Annotated in this window: 22 protein-coding genes and 1 pseudogene; 14 read left to right on the top strand and 9 right to left on the bottom strand. The window is 66.7% G+C overall.

Features of this window, described 5'->3' with window-relative positions; all coding sequences use genetic code 11:
• The first annotated feature begins 42 nt into the window (after window positions 1–42).
• The 7 genes from Q0326_RS17195 to Q0326_RS17165 are packed head-to-tail and all read left to right on the top strand — an operon-like array spanning window position 43 to window position 8,140.
• Complete coding sequence (locus Q0326_RS17195) at window positions 43–456, top strand: OB-fold domain-containing protein (protein ID WP_298692872.1); 414 nt, start codon at window positions 43–45, stop codon at window positions 454–456.
• Window positions 453–1,604 (top strand): thiolase family protein, encoded by a 1,152-nt coding sequence (locus tag Q0326_RS17190; RefSeq protein WP_298692869.1) that lies wholly within the window; start codon window positions 453–455, stop codon window positions 1,602–1,604. Before Q0326_RS17195 ends, Q0326_RS17190 begins: the two co-directional genes overlap by 4 nt.
• Window positions 1,605–1,609: 5 nt before the next feature.
• Window positions 1,610–2,389 carry an SDR family NAD(P)-dependent oxidoreductase gene (locus Q0326_RS17185; protein WP_298692867.1) on the top strand — a complete coding sequence of 260 codons (780 nt, stop codon included), beginning with the start codon at window positions 1,610–1,612 and terminating at the stop codon, window positions 2,387–2,389.
• 17 nt (window positions 2,390–2,406) lie between these two features.
• A complete protein-coding gene (locus Q0326_RS17180) occupies window positions 2,407–4,440 on the top strand; it encodes an FAD-dependent oxidoreductase (protein WP_298692865.1) in 2,034 nt (677 codons plus the stop codon).
• On the top strand, window positions 4,440–5,612 hold the full coding sequence (locus tag Q0326_RS17175; protein ID WP_298692863.1) for an acyl-CoA dehydrogenase family protein: 1,173 nt from the start codon (window positions 4,440–4,442) through the stop codon (window positions 5,610–5,612). Before Q0326_RS17180 ends, Q0326_RS17175 begins: the two co-directional genes overlap by 1 nt.
• Window positions 5,613–5,615: 3 nt before the next feature.
• Complete coding sequence (locus Q0326_RS17170) at window positions 5,616–7,178, top strand: AMP-binding protein (RefSeq protein WP_298692861.1); 1,563 nt, start codon at window positions 5,616–5,618, stop codon at window positions 7,176–7,178.
• Between the two features lie 11 nt (window positions 7,179–7,189).
• Window positions 7,190–8,140, top strand: a complete 951-nt coding sequence (locus Q0326_RS17165; RefSeq protein ID WP_298692859.1) for an alpha/beta hydrolase — start codon at window positions 7,190–7,192, stop codon at window positions 8,138–8,140.
• 4 nt (window positions 8,141–8,144) lie between these two features.
• On the opposite strand, the gene Q0326_RS17160 is transcribed toward Q0326_RS17165, so the two are convergent.
• The 7 genes from Q0326_RS17160 to Q0326_RS17130 all read right to left on the bottom strand — a co-directional run bounded on the left by Q0326_RS17160 (window position 8,145) and on the right by Q0326_RS17130 (window position 14,013).
• Window positions 8,145–8,915: a tyrosine-protein phosphatase gene (locus Q0326_RS17160; protein WP_298692856.1), complete on the bottom strand. Its 771-nt coding sequence runs from the start codon at window positions 8,913–8,915 to the stop codon at window positions 8,145–8,147.
• Window position 8,916: 1 nt separating this feature from the next.
• Window positions 8,917–10,158 carry an alpha/beta hydrolase gene (locus Q0326_RS17155; protein ID WP_298692854.1) on the bottom strand — a complete coding sequence of 414 codons (1,242 nt, stop codon included), beginning with the start codon at window positions 10,156–10,158 and terminating at the stop codon, window positions 8,917–8,919.
• A 15-nt stretch (window positions 10,159–10,173) separates the two neighbouring features.
• On the bottom strand, window positions 10,174–11,058 hold the full coding sequence (locus tag Q0326_RS17150) for a tyrosine-protein phosphatase (protein ID WP_298692852.1): 885 nt from the start codon (window positions 11,056–11,058) through the stop codon (window positions 10,174–10,176).
• Between the two features lie 38 nt (window positions 11,059–11,096).
• Window positions 11,097–11,327 carry a biotin/lipoyl-containing protein gene (locus Q0326_RS17145; RefSeq protein ID WP_298692851.1) on the bottom strand — a complete coding sequence of 77 codons (231 nt, stop codon included), beginning with the start codon at window positions 11,325–11,327 and terminating at the stop codon, window positions 11,097–11,099.
• A 17-nt stretch (window positions 11,328–11,344) separates the two neighbouring features.
• Window positions 11,345–12,367, bottom strand: a complete 1,023-nt coding sequence (locus Q0326_RS17140) for an alpha-ketoacid dehydrogenase subunit beta (protein WP_298692849.1) — start codon at window positions 12,365–12,367, stop codon at window positions 11,345–11,347.
• Window positions 12,367–13,371: a thiamine pyrophosphate-dependent dehydrogenase E1 component subunit alpha gene (locus tag Q0326_RS17135; protein WP_298692847.1), complete on the bottom strand. Its 1,005-nt coding sequence runs from the start codon at window positions 13,369–13,371 to the stop codon at window positions 12,367–12,369. Before Q0326_RS17135 ends, Q0326_RS17140 begins: the two co-directional genes overlap by 1 nt.
• Before the next feature lie 108 nt (window positions 13,372–13,479).
• Window positions 13,480–14,013 (bottom strand): cupin domain-containing protein, encoded by a 534-nt coding sequence (locus Q0326_RS17130; protein ID WP_298692845.1) that lies wholly within the window; start codon window positions 14,011–14,013, stop codon window positions 13,480–13,482.
• Window positions 14,014–14,163: 150 nt separating this feature from the next.
• On the opposite strand from Q0326_RS17130, the gene Q0326_RS17125 reads away from it, so the two are divergent.
• Window positions 14,164–14,664, top strand: a complete 501-nt coding sequence (locus tag Q0326_RS17125) for a MarR family transcriptional regulator (RefSeq protein ID WP_298692843.1) — start codon at window positions 14,164–14,166, stop codon at window positions 14,662–14,664.
• 59 nt (window positions 14,665–14,723) lie between these two features.
• Here the strand turns inward: Q0326_RS17125 and Q0326_RS17120 are convergent, their stop codons facing one another.
• On the bottom strand, window positions 14,724–15,008 hold the full coding sequence (locus Q0326_RS17120) for a hypothetical protein (RefSeq protein WP_298692841.1): 285 nt from the start codon (window positions 15,006–15,008) through the stop codon (window positions 14,724–14,726).
• Window positions 15,009–15,231: 223 nt separating this feature from the next.
• Here Q0326_RS17120 and Q0326_RS17115 point away from each other — a divergent pair, with 223 nt between their 5' ends.
• Genes Q0326_RS17115 through Q0326_RS17105 form a run of 3 tightly spaced genes read left to right on the top strand, consistent with a single transcriptional unit; the run spans window position 15,232 to window position 18,307 of the window.
• On the top strand, window positions 15,232–16,011 hold the full coding sequence (locus tag Q0326_RS17115) for a hypothetical protein (protein ID WP_298692839.1): 780 nt from the start codon (window positions 15,232–15,234) through the stop codon (window positions 16,009–16,011).
• A gap of 45 nt (window positions 16,012–16,056) precedes the next feature.
• Entirely contained in the window at window positions 16,057–16,824 is a 768-nt protein-coding gene (locus Q0326_RS17110) for an SDR family oxidoreductase (protein ID WP_298692837.1), read from the top strand.
• Window positions 16,825–16,840: 16 nt separating this feature from the next.
• A complete protein-coding gene (locus Q0326_RS17105) occupies window positions 16,841–18,307 on the top strand; it encodes an aldehyde dehydrogenase family protein (protein ID WP_298692835.1) in 1,467 nt (488 codons plus the stop codon).
• Between the two features lie 41 nt (window positions 18,308–18,348).
• Here the strand turns inward: Q0326_RS17105 and Q0326_RS17100 are convergent, their stop codons facing one another.
• Window positions 18,349–19,422 (bottom strand): Gfo/Idh/MocA family oxidoreductase, encoded by a 1,074-nt coding sequence (locus Q0326_RS17100; RefSeq protein ID WP_298692833.1) that lies wholly within the window; start codon window positions 19,420–19,422, stop codon window positions 18,349–18,351.
• Between the two features lie 242 nt (window positions 19,423–19,664).
• On the opposite strand from Q0326_RS17100, the gene Q0326_RS17095 reads away from it, so the two are divergent.
• From Q0326_RS17095 to Q0326_RS18085, 3 genes and pseudogenes are all read left to right on the top strand, one after another.
• Window positions 19,665–20,135, top strand: coding sequence for a nuclear transport factor 2 family protein (locus Q0326_RS17095; RefSeq protein ID WP_298692831.1), 471 nt, complete (start codon window positions 19,665–19,667; stop codon window positions 20,133–20,135).
• A 20-nt stretch (window positions 20,136–20,155) separates the two neighbouring features.
• Window positions 20,156–21,976, top strand: coding sequence for an NAD(P)/FAD-dependent oxidoreductase (locus Q0326_RS17090; RefSeq protein WP_298692829.1), 1,821 nt, complete (start codon window positions 20,156–20,158; stop codon window positions 21,974–21,976).
• Window positions 21,973–22,224 (top strand): annotated as a pseudogene (locus Q0326_RS18085) (SDR family NAD(P)-dependent oxidoreductase); the annotation flags it as partial. The gene Q0326_RS17090 and the pseudogene Q0326_RS18085, both read left to right, overlap by 4 nt.
• Window positions 22,225–22,284 lie beyond the last annotated feature (60 nt).

Genomic DNA, 22,284 nt, shown 5'->3' with positions numbered 1-22,284 from the left:
CAATCGATGGAGTTGAGACGTTCGAATAGGGGTAGCGAGGCGATGACGGCCCGGGCGGCGCACAAGTCCATACGCGTCGGCGACGATGGCGAGGCGTGGATCGAGGCGTATCGCTGCGACGCGTGCGGCGCGGTCGTCGGCGAGCCGACGCTCGCGTGCCGCAACTGCGCCATCCGTGCTGCGCCCAGTGCGTTCCGCGTCGCCGAGCGGGGCATGCTTTACAGCTGGACCGTGGTGTCGCGCAGCTATCCCGGCGTGGTGGTGCCGTTCGTGTCGGCGATTGTCGATCTCGACGACGGCCCGACAATGAAGGGTACGCTGCGCGACGTTGATCCCGACACGCTCGCTTCCGGGATGCCGGTCGCGGTGCGGTTCGATGACGCCGGCGGTGCCGTCGACAAGGAAGGTGCGGCGTTCGTCGGCTTCCATTTCGTGCCGGCGGGGGAGACCCTATGAGTGAAGTCTACGTTATCGGCGCGGGGATGATACCGTTCGGGCGCTATCCCGATCAGACTCCGGCACAATTGGGCGCGCAGGCGCTGCTGCTGGCGCTCGACGATTGCGGGCTGGCGGTGCCCGACGTCGAAGCGATCTATTGCGGATCGACCTTCAACGCCGCGTCGATGATCGCGCAGCAGGTCCTCAAACAGATCGGCCAGACCGGCATCCAGTGCATCAACGTGTCGAACGCCTGCGCCTCGGGCGCGACCGCGTTCCGCGAGGCCTATGTCGCCGCGCGCAGCGGGCTGTACGACGTCGTCGTCGCGATGGGCGCGGAGAAGAACCCCAAGGGCATGCTGCAGGGTGTCGGCGCGTCGGACGGACCCAACCCGGAATCATTGTTCGGATCGGTGTCGCTGCCTGCGCTGTTTGCCGAAGCGGGCATGGAGCATGCCGCGAAATACGGCACCTCGATCGAGCAGTTCGCGCGCGTCGCGGTGAAGAACCACCATCATTCGACGATGAACCCCAAGGCGATGTATCGCCGCGAGACGCCGCTCGACGAGGTGCTCGCGAGCGAGATGATCGCCTATCCGCTGACCAAGCTGATGTGCTCCGCCAATGTCGACGGCGCTGCGGCATGCGTGCTGGTGTCGGAGCGCAAGGCGCGCGAGCTGGGGCTCGACCGCGCGGTGCGCGTGGCGGGATCGGCGCTGATGTCCGACCCGTTCCAGCCGCGCAACCCAATGCTGATCGACGGCAATTCGGTGACGCGCCTTGCGGCGGCCAAGGCCTACGAGATGGCGGGGATCGGCCCGAAGGATCTCGACGTCGTTGAACTGCACGACTGTTTCGCGACCGCCGAGGTGCTGCATTACGAGAATCTCGGGCTGTGCGGCGATGGCGAGGGCGGCGCGATGATCGATTCGGGCGAGACCGCGCTCGGCGGTGCCATTCCAGTTAACGTATCGGGCGGGCTGCTGTCGAAGGGGCATCCGATCGGCGCGACCGGGGTCGCGAACATCGTCGAGATCATCGAGCATCTGCGCGGCGAGGCGGGTGCGCGGCAGGTCGACCGCGCACGGATCGGCCTGGCGCACGTGCTGGGCTTCGGCGTCGGCATCGGCGCGGCGTGCGGCGTGCACATTCTAGAAAAGGCATGAATGTAGTGGCCGCTCCCTGGATCGACTTGACCGGACGGTTGGCGCTCGTCACCGGCGCCGCGTCGGGTATCGGCAAGGCGGCGGCCGAGGCGATCGCGGCGGCGGGTGCCAGCGTCGTCCTGCTCGATCGCGACGAGGCCAAGGTGTCCGCAGCCGCCGACGCGATCGGCGCGGATGGCCACCGGGCGAGCGGCCGCGTGCTCGACGTCGCCGACGCGGCGCAATGGCGTGCGCTCGGCGCCGAGGTGGCGGCCGAGCATGGCCGGCTCGACATCCTCGTCAACGCCGCGGGCATCGCACGGTTCGACCGGATCGACGCCGAGATGACGCCGACCTACCGCGAGGTGTTCGCGGTGAACGTCGAGGGCACGATCCACGGCATGGCGACCGCGCTCGACGTCATGCGCCCAGCCGGGCGCGGTGCGATCGTCAATATCGCCTCGACCGCGGGCCTCAAGGGCAATCCCGGCATGGCGTCCTACGGCGCCAGCAAGGCGGCGGTGATCCATCTGACGCGCAGCGCCGCGCGCGAACTCAACCTCGCCGGGCTCGACGTGCGGGTCAACGCGGTGCTGCCCGGCTTCGTCGAGAGCGGCATGGGCGACCAGGTGATCGACCGCTTCTCGGACACGATGGGCGGGCGCGACCGGATGCTGTCCGCCTTCACCAGCGGCCGCCCCGGCCGTCCCCGGGAAATCGCCGACCTCATCCTCTTTCTCGTTTCGGACCGCGCCAGCTTCATGTCTGGTTCGGCCGTTGTCATCGACCGAGCGCAGAGCGCGTGACAAGCAGGAACAACGCCGTGACCGATCCCGCCAACGATCCGCTGCTCAAGCCCTTCAAGACCAAGCGGCTGACCTTCAAAAACCGTATCGTCCACGCGCCGACGACGATGAACATGTCGGACGACAAGGGCTATATCACCCGCCAGGCGGTCGGCGCGTACGAGGCGCTGGCGGCCGGCGGCTATTCGGCGGTATGCGTCGGGGCGACCTGCGTGCGCTGGGACGGCCTCATCAACGAACGGATGTTCGGCTTCTACGACGATACCTACATCATCTCGCACCGCCAGTTGGTCGAGGTGATCCACAATAACGGCGCGCTTGCGGGCGTGCAATTGTTTTACGGCGGGCTGATCCCCGGCATGGGTGCGAGCTTCAAGCTGGAGCCGGGCAAGGGCTGGATCCCCGGTACCGTCTCGTGGGGCCCGACCGGCAAGTATCCGATCGGCAACCCCGAGCCGGGCGTCGTCCCGACTGAGGAATATCATGCGCTAGTCGAATCGTTCGCGCAGGCGGCGCGGCGCGCGAAGGAGGCGGGATACGACTATGTCTCGTACCATTTTTGCCACGGATCGCTGCCGCACGTGACGCTGTCGCTGCTCGAGAACAGCGGGCGCAACGACGAATATCAGGATCAGTTCCTGTTCTGCGAGCAGATCATCCAGCGGACGCAGGAGCTGTGCGGCGAGGATTACCCGCTGATCCCGCGGTTGTGCTGCGACGAGAATTACGAAAACGGCTTCGATCTCGACTATTTCATCGAGAACTACGCGCCGCGGCTCCACGCGCTCGGTATCGACGCGCTCGACTGCACATTCGGCTCGATGCTGCCCGCCAAGAGCCGCGACCCCGAGATCAGCTCGGGCGAAGTGATCGGCGGCGGCTTTTACGTCCCGAACATGGTGACGCTGCCGTACCTCAAGCATCTGCGGCAGGGGCTGATCGACAAGGGCATCGACATGCCGCTGATGGGATCGTGCAACATCAACACGATGGATCAGGCGCGTACGCTGATCGAGCCGGGCTCGGCGGACTTTTTCGCCACCTGTCGCCAGTCGATGGACGATCCGCAGTTCCCCAACAAGATCATGCAGGGCCGCGAGGACGAAATCCGCAAGTCGACGCGGACGGGCGCCTCACTTTTGCAGGGTAACATCTTCGGCAAGGGTGTGGCGGGATCGGCGCAGAACGCCGCGTTCGGGCGCGACCGCGACTACAAGATTAGCAAGACAACCGATCCCAAGAAGGTGTTCATCGCCGGGGGCGGTTCGGGCGGCATGGAATATGCCATCACCGCGCATGAGATCGGCCACGACGTCACGATCTTTGAGGCGAGCGAGGCGCTCGGGGGCACGATGGCCTGGGCGGGCAATTACCGGCACCTGCCCAACGTCGAGCAGATCGCCTACCAGCCCGACTGGCACCGTCACATGGTCGCCAAATACGGCATTCCCGTGCGCCTGAACGAGGCGCTGACGCGCGAGATGGTGGAGGCTGAAAAGCCCGACGTCGTGGTCGTCGCTACCGGTGCGCTGCCGGCATTGCCCGATACGGAAGGGCTGCGGGAAGCGCGTGACGCCGGCTTCGCGCTGACGATCGACGAGGTGCTCAAGCGCGGCATCGGATTGTTGCCGGCCGGGCCGATCGTAGTGTGGGGGGCGACCGAGGGGATCGAACTCGCGCTCGACCTGCGTCGCGGCGGCCATGAGGTGCGGCTGCTCGATCGCCTGCCCGAGCTGAAGGTGGCGAACTATATCGGGTCGCGATCGAAGGCGGTGCTGCGCTGGTCGGAACAGGTCGGCCTTAAGCCCGAACAAAATGTCCATCTCGTCGCGATCGAGGACGGTGCGGTCCGCGTGCGCCACGGTGACGGGCACGAGGAACGGATCGAGGCAGGGGCGCTCATCATCGCACCGGGCCGCGAACCCTATGATCCCTTGAGCCGCGCGCTGCTCGGCACGGGCGCGGCGGTGCAGGTGGTCGGCGATGCGCGCAAGCCGCGATCCTACGGCAACGCGATCCACGAAGCCGCCTATCTTGCGAGGCAGATCTGATGCTCGACTGGCTGAACGACGAGCAGCGCGCGCTGCGGGACATGGCGCAGGAGTTCTCGCGCAACGAGGTCGAACCGATCGCCACCGCGATCGACCTCGACGAGCATACGCCCGACAGCCTGATCGCCAAGGCGGCGGAGTTCGGCCTCTACGGCCTGACCACGTCGCCGGACTATGGCGGGGCGGGGGCCGACATCGTGTCGGCGTGCCTCGTCAGCGAGGAGATCGCCAAGGCCAGCCCGGCATTTGCCGGCGCTCTGACGGTCGAGATGATCCTTTGCCCGATGACGGTCGAGATTCTCGGCACCGAGGAGCAGAAGCAGCGCATCCTGCCGCGCAGCGCGAGCGGCGAACGCGTCATGGCCTATTCGCAGAGCGAGCCGGGCGGTGCCGCCAATGCGTCGGCGCATATCAGCAAGGTCGTGCCCGACGGCAACGGCTTCGTGCTGAACGGCGCGAAGCTGTTTTGCACCCAGGGCCCGGCCAAGACCTATCTCGTCTTTGCCAAGACCGAGGACGGGCAGGGCAACACCGGCTATGGTTGCGTCGTCGTCGAGCGCGAGGATACTGGGCTCGACATCGCGCCTTATGACGACAAGCTTGGCTGGCGCGGCACCAACACTGGGTCGATCGCCTTCACCGACATCCGACTGGAGCCCGACGACATTCTCGGCGACCTGCTGACCGGCGGGATCAGTAACCGCCGTGCGAACCAGGCCAACGTGCTGGCGCACGCGGCGACCTCGCTCGGTTGCGCGCAGGGGATGTTCGACAAGACGCTGGAGTACGTCAAGGAGCGGCGGCTTTACGGCAAGGACATGTCCGAGCTCCAGCCGGTTTCGTATTGGCTGGCCGAGGCGCACGCCAAGATCGCTGCATGCCGGGCGTTGCTCTACGAGAACGCGCGCGCGTTCGATGCGGGGACGATGCAGGGCGGCATGTCGAGCGTCTGCAAGGCGTGGATCGGCGACACCGCATTTGACGTCTGCGCGCGGCTGCTCCAGCTCTGGGGCGGGAGCGGGATCATGAACTCGACCGGGATCAACCGCTACATGCGTGACGCCAAGGCGAAGTGCATCGCGGAAGGGTCGAGCGAGATCCACTATGCGATCATCGCCAACCAGCTGTTCCACGGCGTGCCGTCGCTGGTGCGCCCCCCAACGAAGGGCTGAGCGATGGACAGGAGTCTGCCCACAAGCCTTCACCGTCCGATCACGACGATCGACATGATCGCGCACGCGTTGAACCGCGACCTCGACCGGGTGTGCGTGATCGGCGTCGGCGGCGAGGAACTGACCGCGGGTGGGCTGGCCGAGGAGATCAGCCGCTACCAGCAGGTGCTGGAGTCGCTCCATCCCAAGGCGCGCCGCGCGGCGATCCTGGCGCGCAACCGGCTGGAGGTTCTGTACGCCACCAACGCGCTGGGCTTCGCCGGGATCGTGTCGACCGCGCTGCATCCGATGGGGTCGGTCGACGATTATCTGTACGTGATGGACGATGCCGAGATCGACACGCTGATCTACGACGCGGATCATTACGAGGCGATCGCGGACGGACTGAAGGCGCGCGCGCCGACGCTGCGGCACGTGCTGGCGATGGGGCAGGGCGCTGTCGGCGTCAATCTTTCCGCCGTCGCCGCCGGGTTCGCGCCGAAGCCGCTCGTCGCGCCCGAGGCGGAGGCCGAGGCGCTGTTCCGTATCGCCTATTCGGGCGGCACGACCGGCGCGCCCAAGGGAATCATGACGTCGAACCGCAATGCGGCGACATCGGCGATCATCCAGCTTACCGAATGGGAATGGCCCGACGACATTCGTCACCTGATCTGCGCGCCGCTGAGTCATTCGGGTGCGGCGGTACTGACGACGGTGCTGGCGCGCGACGGCGTGATGGTGGTGGTGCCGGGGTTCGAACCGGTCGCGGTGATGGAGGCGATCGCGCGCCACCGCATCACGTCGATCCTCATGGTGCCGACGATGGTGATCGCGCTGATCGACCATCCGCGCTTCGGGGAGTTCGACCTGTCGAGCCTCGAGGTGATCTTTTACGGCGCGTCGGCGTTCCCGGTAAAGCGGCTGCGCGACGCGATAGAGAAGCTTGGGCCGATCTTTTTCCAGTTCTACGGCCAGGCCGAGGCACCGATGTCGGTCACGCTGCTGCGCAAGGCCGAGCACGATCCGAGCGACCTCAACCGCCTCGCGAGCTGCGGCCGGCCGACGCCGTTCGTCCATGTCGCGCTGATGGACGACGACATGAACCTGGTGCCCGACGGGACGCCGGGCGAGATCTGCGTGCGCGGGCCGTTGCTGATGACCGGCTATCTCAACAAGCCCGAGCAGACCGCCGAGGCGTTCGCCGGCGGCTGGCTGCATACCGGCGATGTCGCGGTGCGCGAGGCGGGCGGCTTCCTGCGGATCGTCGATCGCAAGAAGGACATGATCATCACCGGCGGCTTCAACGTCTATGCGCGCGAGGTCGAGGACGTGCTGGTCGAGCAGCCGGGCGTACGCGCGGCGGCGGTGATCGGCGTGCCGCACCCCAACTGGGGTGAGGCGGTCAAGGCGGTGGTGGTACTGGAGCCGGGCGCGGACGTGACGGCCGAGACGCTGATCGCCAGCGTGAAGGCGCGGAAAGGTGCGGTGCAGGCGCCCAAGTCGGTCGAGTTCGTCGACGCGCTGCCGCTCTCGCCGCTGGGCAAACCCGACAAGAAGGCGCTGCGCCAGCGCTACGCGACCGCCTGAGGATACCGACGATGCCGATCCTGCCCCAGTTGAAGGCGATGTTTAACGCGCAGCATAATGCGCCGCCAATGCCCGCGGACGTGCCGATCGCGCAGTTGCGCCAGGCGATCCATGCGATGATCGACCAGAGCTTCATCGCGCTGGCGACACCGCACGTTCGTCTGCCGGTCGAGCGGGATATCGCTATTCCCGTCGACGGCGGCGAGATCACGCTGCGGCTCTATCGCGGCGACGCGGGCGACGCGGTGGTGCCGTGCCACGTCTATTATCATGGTGGCGGATTCTTCCTTGGCACCTTGGATCAGGGTGACACGAATTGTCGCAAGCTGGCGGCGGCGCTGGGCTGCGCGGTCGTCTCGGTTGACTATCGGCTCGCGCCCGAGCATCGTTTCCCCGTCGCGGTCGACGACAGCTATGCGGCGCTAGGCTGGGTCGCAGCGCATGCGGGCGAACTGCGGATCGATCCGACGCGGATCTCGGTCGGCGGCGGCAGCGCTGGCGGCAATCTCGCGGCGGTCGTCGCCCAGCTGGCGCGCGATCGTGGTGGCCCCCCGATCGTGGCGCAGGTGCTCGAGATCCCGGTCACCGACTTCACGAGCACGCAGGCACTGACGTTCGCCGACGGCATCCAGATCGCGAGCGAGAAGGCCTATGCACCGCTTTATCTGCGCGATGCCGACGATGCCCGCGATCCCCGGGCGTCGCCGTTGCTCGCCGAGACGCTGGCAGGCCTACCGCCGGCGCTCGTCGCGTGCGCGGAATACGATCAGTTGCAACCCGAAGGGCAAGCCTATGCCGAGCGGCTTGCCGCATCGGGCGTGCCGACGCTCTATGGATGCTGGGACGGCCAGTTCCACGGTTCGCAGGGCTTCGACCGTGTGATCCCGGACGAGGCCGCGGCCTATGCGGATGCGATCGTCGATTTCCTGCGGAAGTCCTATGCGGCGCCGACTTCCCGATAGGCCGCTATTCGAGATATAGCGCGCGAAGCGTCGCGATCGCCGCATCGTCGACGCCCATTTCGGTCGCCAGATAGCGCGCCAGGCCGCCCGAACGCCGATCGATCGCGTCGAGCGCGGCATCGAGCGCGCCGGTATGCACGCTCATCAGCACGTGTTCGAGCGCCGGCGGCAGCTGACGCCAGCGTGTGTCTGCAGCGGCGTCGGTCGCGAGCGTCTTGGTCGGATCGAAATGGCGGTTCGACAGCATGTAGTCCTCGACCACCGTCGCGCGCGATACGCCGAGGGCCAGCAGGATCAGCGCCGCACCGACGCCGGTACGATCCTTGCCTGCCGAACAGTTGAACACCAGCGGTGTCCGTCTGCGGAGCAGCAACCCGAAGAGTTCGCGGTAACGATGCGAGAAGCGATAGGGCAGGTCCGCGCAGAATGCCGCCGTCGCGGACAGCGCTGCGGTTTCCGTCACCTCGCCCGCCGCCAGCGGTGCCAGCAACAGCGTGACGTCGAGCGTATAATCCTCTTCGGACACGTCGGGACGCGCGTCATCCGGCCAGCGCACCGGCTCGCGCAGGCGTTCGCGCGTGCTGCGCAGGTCGACGACGCTACGGATGGCGAGCGTGCGCATCGCCGCGAAATCCGCGGTCGAGAACCGTGCCATCGAGCCGGACCGGAAAATCCGGCTCCATCGAACGTGTCGGCCATCCGCCGTGGCATAGCCGCCGAGATCGCGGAAATTCTGCCCGCCCTCCAAAGGCACCAGTCGTGAAGGGGCGTCCATCCTAACGAGGCTTCAACACCGTGCGACGCAGCAGCGCCGTCGTGGTGGCCAGGAACAGCTGATTGCCGACGCTGCCCGGGGCCAGATCGAAGGCGTGCTCCGCATAGGGCACCGACACCACCCGCACGGCGATGCCAGCCGCCCTGGCCTGTCGGGCGAACACGTAGCTCGGCCCGTTGGGCACCAGATGGTCGTGCATCGGAATCAGCAACAGGGTCGGCGGGGCGGCCCGATCGATCCACGTGGCGGATGCGATAGCGCGGTAGCGTGCAGGGAACTGCGCTGGCGTCCCGCCCACGTAGCGCGCGGCCATGCTGCGCGCGGCCTCGCTCAGCATGGCGTCGGAATTGTCGTGGAAGCTTGCCGGGTCGACCACCGGATAGGCGGCGGCGACCGCACCGATATGCGGCACCACGCCACCACATGCCGACGGCAGGCGACCGGCGTTGGCGCGGTAGGCGAGGTTTAGGACGAGATTGCCGCCCGCCGATTCCCCGACGAGCGCGATCCGGGCCGGATCGCCGCCCAGCCGTGCGGCATGCCTGCCGATCCACGCGAGCGCGCAGCCTAGTTCGGTCTCCGTGCTGCCCGACAGATGGCGATCGTCGCTCGAAAGCGCGTAGTCGAGCGTTATGGGCAGAAGGCCCTGTGCGGCGAAATGGCGCATGTTGCTGTCGCGCATCGAAGCGTCGCCGCTCACCCACCCGCCGCCATGGATATAGACGATGATCGGCGCGAGCGTAGTCTGTGCGGTATGCGTCGCCTTGGGGTAGACGAAGACATGCTGGTTGGCGTCGTGGAAGCGGCCATAGACGAATGCGCGTATCGAACCCCGGATGCCGTCATCGTCGCGCAGCGTCAGCGTCTGCGCGACGTCGATTCGGGTTCCTTCGCCGCGCGCGGCGGCGACGATCTCCCACAGCGCGACGGCGTAACCGATGGTCGTCGCTACCGCGAGTAGTCCCATGGCGATCGTCCGGCGCTCCGACCGGACAGCTCCCAGCCACAGGCATGCCACTGCGACGATCCCGAGAACCAGCGGCACCCATGGCCCGACCGCATCGAGCAGCGCGGCTCCGATCACGCTGACATACGGGAGCGTGGGTACGAACAGGCCCAAGGCGCCCAGCGCCATCAGGGCGAGGAAGAGCCAGCCGATGCCGCGCGCGATACGTCCCACCCGGCGACGCAGTGCGTTGGCCGGCGACGCGGATACCGTTTCCGACTGCCCCCGTCTCTCCATCAAGTAAGCGTTCCGTCATGCACGCGTGAGATACAGCGTCCGCAGCCGTGCGACGTCCGCCGCCCCGACACCCAGTTCGTCGCGCAGATAGGCTTCAAAGCTTCCCGACCGCGCATCGATCCCGGCAAAGGCCGCATCGAGCAGCCGGGCGTCGACCGTCATCAGCAGCCGCGCCAGAGGCGACCCGGCGGAGGCCGATCGTCGGGCCGCAGCGTCCGCCCGCACATCGGTGGCAAGCGTTCTCGTCGGATCGAACGTCTGGTTGGACAGCAGATAATCGGCCGTCACCACGTCGCGCGGCACGCCGAGCGCGGTCAGCAACAGCGCGGCGGCCACGCCGGTGCGATCCTTCCCCGCCGAACAGTTGAAAACGACCGGCCCCGGATTGCGCAGCAATGTCTGGAACAGCGTGCGATACTGCGCAGCGAACTGATAGGGAAGGTCGGCGTAGAAGCGCTTTTCGAGATCGAGCGCCGCAGCGTCCGTCAGGTTTGGATCGGCGATCGCCGCCATGATGCCGCCCAGGTTCAGTCGATAATTGGTCGCCTGGACGACGGGCCGATAGCCGGTCGGCCAGGTCACGGGCGATTGCCGGCGTTCGTCGCTGCTTCGCAGATCGAAGACCTCACCGATGCGCCGCTGTTGAAGGATCGAGAAATCGGCGGGCGTGAACGCGTTCATCGCGCCGGATCGATAGATCAGGCCCCATTTCACCAACCGGCCATCGCGCGTCCGATAGCCGCCCAGGTCGCGGAAATTCTGTCCGCCGAGCAACGCGACGACCCGCCTGGAATTGTTGACGTTCGCCGGCGCCTGCGCTGCGGGGGCGGCATGCACCGGCGGCACCGAGGCCGTGGCGACGAGGGTGCTTGCCAGAAGGCACAAGATCCGACGCTTCATCGCTTCGCTCCCCTCATCGATGGTCCTGCGCGGCGGCGCTACTCGATCGAACCGATGACCGTCCCGACCTCGTAGGTCTCGCCCGGCACGCCGGTGATGTGGACGGTGCCGGAAGCGGGGGCCTCGACCTCGTTGGTGCTCTTGTCGCTCTCGATCGAATAAAGCGGCTCGCCCTCCTTTATGGTCGCGCCGTCCTCGACGAGCCATTCGGCAAGCACGCCTTCGGTCATCGAGAAGCCAATCTTGGGCAGGATGATGTCGGTCGCCATGATGTTTCCCCTGATGTTCAGTTGATGCCCATCGCGACCGGCGCGGCGGCGGTGCCGATTGTCGCGCGCGCGGCCTCGACGATCTGTTGTACCGAGACGATGAACAAGGGCTCAAGGCCCTGGCTGAACGGCACCGACGTATAGGGTGCGCCGAGTCGCTTCACCGGCGCCTTGAGTTCGCCCCACAGATCTTCCTGAAGCGTGGCGGCGATCTCCGCGCCGACGCCGAACTGGCGCACGGCCTCGTGCGCGATCACCGCGCGACCGGTTTTGCGGACCGACGCGATCACCGTCTCGCGATCCCATGGCGCGATCGTGCGCAGGTCGATCAGTTCGACCGACACGCCGTCCTTCTCGAGTTCCTTCGCCGCGGCGATGGCGCGCTGGAAGATCTCCGAATAGCTGACGATCGTGACATCGGTGCCTTCCTGCACGACGCTCGCCTTGCCGATCGGGATCGGCTCGCCGACCTCGGGCACTTCGCAGGAATTGCCATAGGCACGCGAGCATTCGATAAACATCACCGGATCGGGATCGGCGATCGCCGACAGCATCAGCCCCTTGGCATCCGCCGCGTTGGTCGGTGCGACGACCTTGATCCCTGCGGTATGCGCGAACCACGCCTCGAGGAAGTCGCTGTGCTGACCGCCGCTCGCGATCCCTGCGCCCGTCATCATGCGGATGACAATCGGCACGGTCGTCTGGCCACCAGACATGTAACGCAGCTTGGCGGCGTGGTTGACGATCATGTCCATCGCCACCGTCGTAAAGTTCATCAGCATGATCTCGGCGACGGGCTTGTAGCCGTTGATCGCGGCGCCGATCGCCGCGCCCATGATCGCCTGCTCGGCGATCGGGGTGGAGCGGACGCGATCGTCGCCGAAGCGCGTGGACAGCCCGCGCGTCACGCCGACGACGCCGCCGCCCTCGCGATCGGCGACGTCCTCGCCGAGCACCAGGATCTTGTCGTCGGCAGCCATCGCCTGCGCGATCGCCTCGTTGATCGCCTGGATGATCGTGATCTTGCTGCGGTTGGCCATCACGCGATCTCCTCGGCGAACACGTCGCGGGTCAGTTCTTCGGGGGGCGGCATGTCGCTCGACAGCGCGAACTGCACCGCGGATTCGATATCGACTGCGAGCTTCGCCTCAATCTCGGCGAGCTGTTCCTCGGTCGCGATGCCCTCGGCGATCAGCTTGGCGCGGAAGAGCGGCACCGGGTCCTTATCCATCGCCGCCGCCTTTTCGGCCTTGTCCATATAGGCGTCATCGTCGCCGAAGACGTGACCGAAGAAGCGGAACGTGACCGCCTCGATCAGCGTCGGACCCTCGCCGTCGCGCGCGCGGGTCACCGCTTCGTTCGCCGCGGCATAGACCGCGAGCGGATCGTTGCCGTCAACCGTGACGCCCGGCATCGTGTAGCTGATCGCGCGCTTCGAGATCTGGTCGACCGCGGTCGCCGCCTCGTACTTGGTATGCTCGGCGTAGCGGTTGTTCTGGCAGACGAAGATCACCGGCAGCTTCCACACCGAGGCGAGGTTCAAGCTCTCGTGGAACGCCCCGATGTTCGATGCGCCGTCACCGAAATAGGCGATTACGACGCGGCGGCTGCCGTCGAGCTTGTGTGCCCAGGCGAGGCCGTTGGCGATCGGCATCGACGAGCCGACGATGCCGGTGGTCAGGATCGCGCCCGAGGCGGGGTGGGTGATGTGCATCGGCCCGCCCTTGCCCTTGCAGGTGCCGGTCACCTTGCCCGCCATCTCCGCCCACAGCACGTCAAGCGGTACGCCCTTGGCTAGCATGTCGTGCGTGCCGCGATAGATGGTGCAGATCTGATCGTCGTCGTTGAGATTGGCCGACACCGCCGACGGGATGCATTCCTGCCCCCGCGGGCTGTAATAGGGCATCATTAGCCGTCCGCTGCGCACGACCTTGCGCGCGGCCTCGTCGTTCTGCTGGATCAGCGACATGCGCCGGTAGATGTCGAGCTGCGTCGCGGCATCCGCCGTCGCCGCATTCGTGCCGGCCTTTATCTGGGTGGCCATCGCTGCATGTCTCCTTCGCGTCGGATTTGGACGCCTCGGCCCCGGTCTTGGCATCGGCGCGCGCAGGGCGGCAAGCGGCCCCGGGCGATTTCGCCGGGGCGATGACGTTCAGCGCGCGCTTGGCGGCGTGGCGGTGCGCCATTCCTCGCGGTTCGCAGTGATGGTCGCGGCCGCCTTTTCGTAAAACCCCGCGCCCTTGGCGAGATTGAGAAAGTTGAACTGCCCCTGATGGCGAAACTCCAGCACCTCTACCCCTTCCGGGCCGGGCTTGTAATTGTACGGGCAGCCGGCGGGCACGAAGAAGCTGTCACCCGACCCCAGATCCTCGGTCCCCAGCCGCAGCGCGCCCGCGACGATGTGATAGAGGCAGTCGCCGTCATGGCTGTGCAGCGGCAGTGGATAGCCTGCCTTGAGCCAGGCGCGCGTCAAGCTGAAGCCGGGCAGGTCGCACAGTACCTTGACTTCGTCGCCATCGAGAAGGCCGGCAGCGACCAGCGACCTCATACCCTCGCCCTGCCCGGGGGCGTAGGGGGCGAGCGTCATGCACCCGCTTTCCATCAGCCCCTTCGCGTCCGCTGCACGGAAGATGCTCATCGTCGGGTGCACCGGGGTCGGATCGGTCTGGGGATCGGCGTCGCGCATGCCTTGGCCTCCTCTGCATTGCTTCGCCTTTGCTCAGCGCGGGACAACGCCAAGTCAACGCCGGCACAGTAAATCCGCGCCCGCGATGTCGGCTCAAGTGACAGCGCGCGCCGATCTTCCTATCACGCTGCCACAGGAGGGCCCCGAGTGATGACGCGTGCAGGACAGGACGCCGGCAAGACCCTGAAAACGACGCCGAGCATTCCGTTCCGCATATCGTGGATCGCGCGGCTGCAGACGCAGCGGTTCGACGTGCGTGCCAAGGATGTCGGCCTGACGCGTGCGCAGTGGCGCGTCATCGCCACGATCGCGTTCGATGAAGGCGCAATGCAGAGCGATGTCGCCTCGCGCCTCGAGGTCGCCAACGTCACCGCCGGACGGATCATCGATCGGCTGGAGGAGATGCAGCTGATCGAACGGCGCGCCGATCCGGCGGATCGGCGTGCGAACCGGCTTTATCTGACCGCGGCGGCCGGGCCGGTGCTGGAAAGGCTGACCGAGGTCGGCGCGCAGGAAGAGGCGGCGGAACTGAAGGGATTGAGCAATGCGGACCGCGCTCTGCTTACCGGCCTGCTCGACCGGATGATCGCCAACATGGTCGGCACCAACGATCGCCCAGTCGACGTCGCCATCGATTCGGAAGGGATCTGAACGAGAAAGGGCGGCGATGCGGTCGTCCGCATCGCCGCCCTTTAATGGCACGAACGCTTTCAGCGCAGCGCCTTTGCCTCCTTCTTCGACAGCGAGGTCTGTGCCTTGCCATCGACGTTGGTCACGACCGACGCGGGCAGGCGCACATAGTCGCCATCGATGATCAGGCCGATGGTCCCGTCGCTCGCAACCGAATCGATCGCGCCCAGGCGGGCGCCGGACACGTCGCGTACCACCTGGCCATGACGGAGCGGCGCGGTGGCGACCGGCGCGGCGGTGGTTTCGACGGCGAGCGCCGGCGTGGCGGCGAGCGTGAGCGCGGCGATGATAACGAAACGCAGCATGGAAACCTCCTTTGCACCCACACAATCAGGTGATGAGCATGCTCAATAATAGCAAGCTTTTATAAGGCAAGCGTGTTGGTTGCGCTGCGACATCCGCTTTCTGCACGCTTGTCCTGCGACGCCGCGCGTCGATCCCGATACCATAGGGGCGATATGTCTCTGCCGGACATTGTAGCGCATCCGGACATCGCCCATCTCAGCGGTGCGATTAGGCGAGGACTCGATGGCGCTCTATACTACCCTGCATCTGTACAATGTCCGCCCGGGCCGCGAGGCGGACTATGCGGCATGGTTCGATGGAGAGCACCGTGCGGCGTTGGCGACGCTGCGCGGCTTTCGTGATGCGGCCCGCTACGAGATCACCCCCGAACAGCTGGGTGACCACTCGCAACCCTGGCGGTTCCTCAGCGTATACGACCGCGACGTCGCCGATCCCGAGATCGACGTGCCCGCGCTCGGCCCGCTTCTCGCCGACGCGCGCGACGCGGGGCTGATCGCCGACGACGATGCGGAGCGCATCTATACCTACCGTCTCTACGCCGACTGGAAAGGCAGCCCCAACTGGCAGCGTGACCAGTCGTTGTCGGGGGTCAGCGTGTTGCTCGGCAACTACGTTGCCGGAAGGTTCGAGGAATACGACACCTGGTACGAAAACGTACATAGTGTCGAGGTTGCGAACGTTCCCGGGCACGTCGCGATGAAGCGCGGCGAACTGGCCGACGTCCAGGTCGCGCCGCGACGCTATTGTCCCGGTGACCAGTTGGTGATGACCGCGCAGCAGAGCGACGACCTGAGCTTCACGATCGGCGAATTCGTCGCGCGCGCGCTCGGCCAGTCGCCAAGCGGCATCGCGATGCAGCCGCGCTCGACCGCGGGCTCGATCGCGCGCACGGTGCATTACTTCCGGAAGGTCAGCGGCGACACGCAGTGGCCGGGCGGGATCGCCTATGGCGGCGACTGGTCGGCCTATCCCGACAAGACATTCCGCGCGGCGACGGCCTGACGCTGGCTTCATCGATATCCATATCGACACGAACAGAGGACGGACATGGCAGGCAAGACAATCGTCATCACGGGTGCGAACGGCGGGCTCGGCCGCGCGTTGGCGCAGCGCTTCGCCAACGATGGCGACACGGTGATGATGCTCGGGCGCAGCCTTGCGAAGGTGACGGAGGTCGCCGATGCGATCGGCGGCAACGCGCTGCCAATCGAATGCGACGTCACCTCGCCCGACTCGGTGCGCACCGCGTTCGTCGCGATCGCCGAAGCGCACGGCAAGATCGACGCACTGATCAACAACGCTGCGGTGTTCTATCCGGTGCAGATCGAGGAGGCGTCGGACGACGACATCATGGGCCATGTGCTGACAAACCTCGCCGGGCCGATCCTTTGCGCACGCTCCGCGATTCCGCTGATCAACCGTGGCGGACACATCATCAACCTGAGTTCGGAGTCGGTCGAGAACACGACCTTCCCGCATCTGACGCTCTATCAGTCGACCAAGGGTGGCCTCGAGCGGTTCTCGCAGCATCTGCACCGTGAAGTCGAAGGCCGCGGCATCCGGGTCACCACCGTGCGTGCCGGGCAGATGATCGGCCCGGGCTCGTCGGCCGTCGTCGATCCCGAGCGCTTCGGGCGCTTCTTTGCCGAAGCGACCAACCGCGGCCTCAAGATCATGGAACGCGGCATGAGCCGGTATGACTCGGCGACGCAGGTGTTCCGCTCGCTCGTCGACCTGCCCGTCGACGTCCATGTCGGCACCGTCGTATTCGAAGGGCGTCTGCCCGATCCCGCGCCCGATGCCATCAACGTCTAATCACGAGACCCCGACCATGACCATGCTCCCCGAAGGCCAGCTCTACATCGACGGCACGCTGCGCGGCGCCGAAGGCGGCAAGACCTATGCCGACATCAGTCCGTGGACGGGCGAGGAGATCGGCCGAGCGCCCGATGCTTCCGCCGCCGACATGGACGAGGCGATTGCCGCCGCCCGGCGCGCGTTCGACACCACCGACTGGCCCGAGGACCATGCCCGCCGCCGGGAACTGGTGCTCAAGCTGGGCAACGCGCTGAAGGCCAATCGCGAGAAGCTGGTCCAGATCGCACGGCATGAGGTCGGCTCGCCGATGGGCGCGGTGCATATGGCACAGGTCGACGGCCCGCTCGCGTTCATCGACGACCTGTTCGCGATCTTCGACGCGATCGAATGGGAACGGCCAATGGGCGAAAAGGTGGTGTGGGGCGTAAATTCGACGCGCCTGCTTATCAAGGAGGCGGCGGGTGTCGTCGGCGTCATCACGCCGTGGAACGTTCCGTTCTACATCACCGTCGGCAAGGTGATCCCGGCATTGCTCGCCGGTTGCACCGTGATCGTGAAGCCCGCACCCGATACGCCGCTGATGGGTACGATCCTAGGCGAACTCGCGGCCGAGGTGGGTTTTCCCGCCGGTGTGCTCAACGTCGTCACCGGCGAGGATCCGGTGCTGCTCGGCGAGATGCTCGTCACGGACAAGCGCGTCGACCTGATCTCGTTCACCGGCTCGACCGGCGTCGGCAAACGCATCATGGAGAAGGGCGCCGACACGCTGAAGCGCATCTTCCTCGAACTGGGAGGCAAGTCGGCGGCGATCGTGCTGGAAGATACGCCCGATTTCGCGACCGCGGTGGCGCAGTCGATCGTCTGCTTCCACGCCGGTCAAGGCTGCGCGACGATCACCCGCCTGCTCGTGCCGCGCAGCCGCTACGACGAGGCGGTCGCGGTGCTGCAGGCGACCTATGCGCATTACGACACGATGTGGGGCGATCCCGAGGATCCGACCAACGTCATGGGCCCGGTGATCTCGGCGCGTCAGCGCGACCGGATCATGAGCTATATCGAGAGCGGCAAGGCGGAGGGCGCGCGGCTGCTCCACGGCGGCAACATCCGCACCGACAAGGGCGACGGATTCTTCATCGAACCGACCTGTTTCGTCGACGTGACCAACGAGATGAAAATCGCGCGCGAGGAGATCTTCGGTCCCGTGCTCGTCGTGATCCCGTTCGAGGACGAGGAGGACGCGATCCGCATCGCCAACGACAGCGACTATGGCCTGTCGGGCGCGGTCCGCTCGGGCGACCCCGCGCGGGCGATGCGCGTCGCACGACGTATCCGCACCGGCACCGTCGGCATCAACGGCGGCGTGTCGATCGCGTCGGACCTGCCGTTCGGCGGCTACAAGCAGTCGGGCGTCGGCAAGGAATGGGGCCTCGAAGGCTTCGACGAATATCTCGAAACCAAATCGATCGCCATCGCTGCCTAAAGTGTTGAGCGCCGCCCGGGGGGGGGGCGGCGCTCACGGCGTCAGACCGTCTGGCGCATGCCGGTGTCCGACGCGGTCTCGATATGGTCGAGCAGCCGGCTGAGGCGCACCGCATCCGCGAAATCGGGAACGGTGAAGGTGTCGGCACGGATGTCGGCGGCGAAGCGGACATAGCTCTCCGCGACGTTTCGCGGCGGCCCTGAAAGGTCGGCTGCCACCGCCGGGGCGGGCGGGATCTCCACATCGCTTTCGATCGTCAGCGCACCCGCCTGGAACCCGCCGGGGTGTCCGCCGGTCAGCCGCAGCCAACCATGCTCGCCCTCCAGTTCGAACCGGAACGGCATGGTCGTCGTGCCGCCGACGACCTCAAGCACCGAGACGCAGCCGCTATCGTGGCGCCCCAGTACCGCCATGTGATCCGCGCAGGTCCGCGCGACCGTCTCCTCGGTGCCGCTGATCCGCATGTCCGGGCGCAGGATCGTGGCACGCGCGTCGACCGCGACATAGCGCCCGACCACCGCCTCGATCGCCGCGAGCGTATGGCCGCCCGCGATCGTCTCGAGCGTCGCGCCGTTCCGCTTGTCCTGCAGATAGGCGTAGAAGGCGGGCGATTCCGCGCCCCAGCCCGCGGTCGGCGACAGCACGCGCAACGATCGCAGTTTGCCAAGCGCGCCGCTCTGCACGATCGCCGCCGCCTGGCGTACCGCGGGGGCGGACCGGGCCTGCAGGCCGATCGTCGCGTGGATGCCGGGTGTCACCGCGGCGGCCATCTCTTCCGCTTGCGCAACATCACGACCCAGCGGCCATTCGCAATAGACATGCTTGCCCGCCGCAAGCGCGGCGAGCACGACCGCGCGGTGCTCGGGTACCTTCACCGCGACGATCACCAGGTCGATGCCGGGATCGCGTGCGAGCGCCAGCGAATCGCCATAGGCGCGCTCAGCACCGGACGCCAATTTCGCGGCATCGGCGATCTCTTGCGTCCGCGCGGAGACGGCAGCGAGCGTATAGTCGGTGGACAGGTGCCTCAGTGCCGGGACATGTGCGTCGCGCGCCCATCCGCGCTCGGGGTTGGCGCCGACGATGCCGGCGCGGATCAGTGATTCACCGGTCATATCGATAATCCCCCGATGGCAGCGAAACGATGGTGCACATTGGTTCCTTCGGACGCGACCGGATGGCGCAGCGTGCGGCCGGGGCGGCGTGGACCGCAAGCGATTGACGCCCGATCCCCCCGCTTATCGTGGCCACGATGACGCCGGCTCGTCATGTGTGGCGCGCAAGCATCGTGATAGGATCGCGCGGCAAGCGCGGACCCGGTCGCGAACCGCAAGGACGCCGATGAAGGGAGTTCGGGATGCCAGATATGTCGCCAGTCGAGACGCTGATCGCGCTCGAGGAGATCAAGCTGCTGAAGGCGCGGCGCGACCGTGCGGTCGACAGCAAGGACTGGGACACCTACCTCGCGCTGCACGCGCCCGACCACCAGTCGCACAATGACGGTTTCGATCATTGGAAGACGGCGGCGGAGATGATCGCCAACGTGAAGCGCCTGCTCGCGCATACCAAGGCGACCGTGCATCATTCGCACACGCCCGAGATCTCGTTCGACTCCGCCACCCGCGCGAACGGCATCTGGGCGATGGAGGACAACATCTTCTGGATGCAGGGCGACGAGGAGCATTGGCTTCAGGGCTTCGGTTTCTATCATGAGACCTATGAAAAGCGGGACGGCACGTGGCTGTTCACCAGCCGGCGGTTGAAGCGCACGCATGTCCACATGTCGCCCGGCGCGGTGCCGCCATCGGCGCGGCCAGAGACGGATTGAACCGGGTGGGCGAGGACGTCGTGGCCGATCTTGCATCGACGCTGGAAGACGAACTGGGGATCGACGGTGCGGCGCTTCGCGCGCGATATCGGCTGGAGCGCGACCGGCGGCTGCGCACGGACGGCGTCGCGCAGTTCGTGCCGACCACGGGATCCTTCGCGGTGCTCGCCGACGATCCGTGGGTCGAGCCCGGCTTCACCCGCGAGGCGGTGCGCGACGAGGTGAACGTGCTGGTGATCGGCGGCGGCCTAGGGGCGATCCTCGCGGGCGCCGAACTGCGGCGCGCGGGCGTCGACCACATCCGCTTCGTCGAGCGTGCGGGCGGGTTCGGCGGGGTATGGTACTGGAACCGCTATCCCGGCGCGGCGTGCGACACACAGGCGATCCTGTACTTGCCGATGCTCGAGGAACTCGGGATCCTGCCGCCGCGCAAGTTCGCGTCGCAGCCCGAGATCCTGGCGCATCTTGAGCGCATCGCCGCGCGCTTCGACCTGCACCGCGACACGCTGTTCCAGACCGATGTCACCGGCCTCAGCTGGGACGAAAACGCTGCGCGCTGGATCGTCGCGACCGACCGCGGAGATACGATCCGCGCGCGTTACGTCGTGATCCCGTCGGGACCGATGGACCGCCCCAAGCTGCCCGGCATCCCCGGCATCGAGCGGTTCCGCGGACACAGCTTCCACACCAGCCGCTGGGACTACGGCTATACCGGGGGCACGCAGGCGGGTGGGATGACGGGGCTCGCCGACAAGGCGGTCGGCATCATCGGCACCGGCGCGACCGCGGTTCAGGTCATCCCGCATATCGCCGCGTCTGCCCGGCACCTCTACGTCTTCCAACGCACGCCGTCGTCGATCGACGCGAAGGACGACGGTCCGCTCGACCCGCAGGCGTTCGCAGACCTCGAGCCCGGCTGGCAGCAGCGGCTGTGGGACAACTTTACCGCGCTCACGGGTGGCACCTATCTGGAGGAGGATCTGGTCCGCGACGGGTGGACCTCGATCATGGCCAATATCTGTATGCTGCTCGCCCGGTCGGCGGCGCGGGGGGAGCGCGTCGCCGATCCGCTAGCGCTTCACCAACTCGCCGACTTCATGAAGATGGAAGCCATCCGCGCACGCGTGTCGGACAGCGTCGCCGATGCCGCAGTCGCCGCTGCGCTCCAACCATGGTACGACCGGTTCTGCAAGCGGCCCTGCTTCTCGGACACCTATCTCAATACGTTCAACCGCACCAATGTGACGCTGGTCGACACCGCGGGGCAGGGCGTCGAGCGGATTACCGAGGATGCGATCGTCGTCGATGGCCGCAGCTATCCAGTCGACTGCCTGATCTACGGCACGGGGTTCGAGACGAGCGCGCCGTTCGCACGGCGACTGACTTATCCGATCGTCGGCCGCGGCGGCGTGTCGCTCGCACGGAAATGGGCGGCGGGCGCCTCGACGCTGCACGGCATGGCGACCAACGGCTTTCCTAATTTGTTCATCCTGTCGGTCACGCAGAGCGGCGTCTCGCTCAACTTCGCGCACATGATCCAGGAACAGGCGAAGCACCTGGCCTACATCCTCGGTCGCGCGGTCGGCGAGTGCGTGACGCGCGTCGAGGTGACAGAGGAGGCGGAGAACGCCTGGGTCGCCGAACTCGCCCGCGTCGCGCGGGATCAGGAGGCGTTCCAGCGTGAATGCACGCCGAGCTATTTCAACGCAGAGGGCGACCTAACGCGGATCAACCGACGCAACGGCATGTATGGCGGCGGCGCGCTCGCCTTCTACCGGATCATCGCCAACTGGCGTGCGGACGGCGGGATGCAGGGCTATGTCATAACACGGGGAGAATGATCATGGGTACGTCGTTCGCAGGCAGGGTCGCGATCGTCACCGGGGGCGCAATTGGGATCGGCGCGGCAGTCGTCGCGCGGTTGGTACGCGACGGCGCGCAGGTGCTGTCGGTGGACCTGAACCTGCCCACCGACGCGCGCGTCAATGTCGTCGATCACCGCGGCGACGTGACTTCGGTCGCGGACGCGGAGGCGATGGTCGCGGCGGCGGTCGAACGGTTCGGGCGGCTCGACCTGCTGGTCAACAACGCCGGGATCGGCGCGCTGGTGGAGACCCCCGAGATGGACCCCGAGGTGTGGAACCGTGTC

This window comes from uncultured Sphingomonas sp. (genome assembly GCF_937859915.1).
GTDB lineage: Bacteria > Pseudomonadota > Alphaproteobacteria > Sphingomonadales > Sphingomonadaceae > Solisphingomonas.
This window is presented reverse-complemented; position numbering and strand designations above follow the sequence as displayed.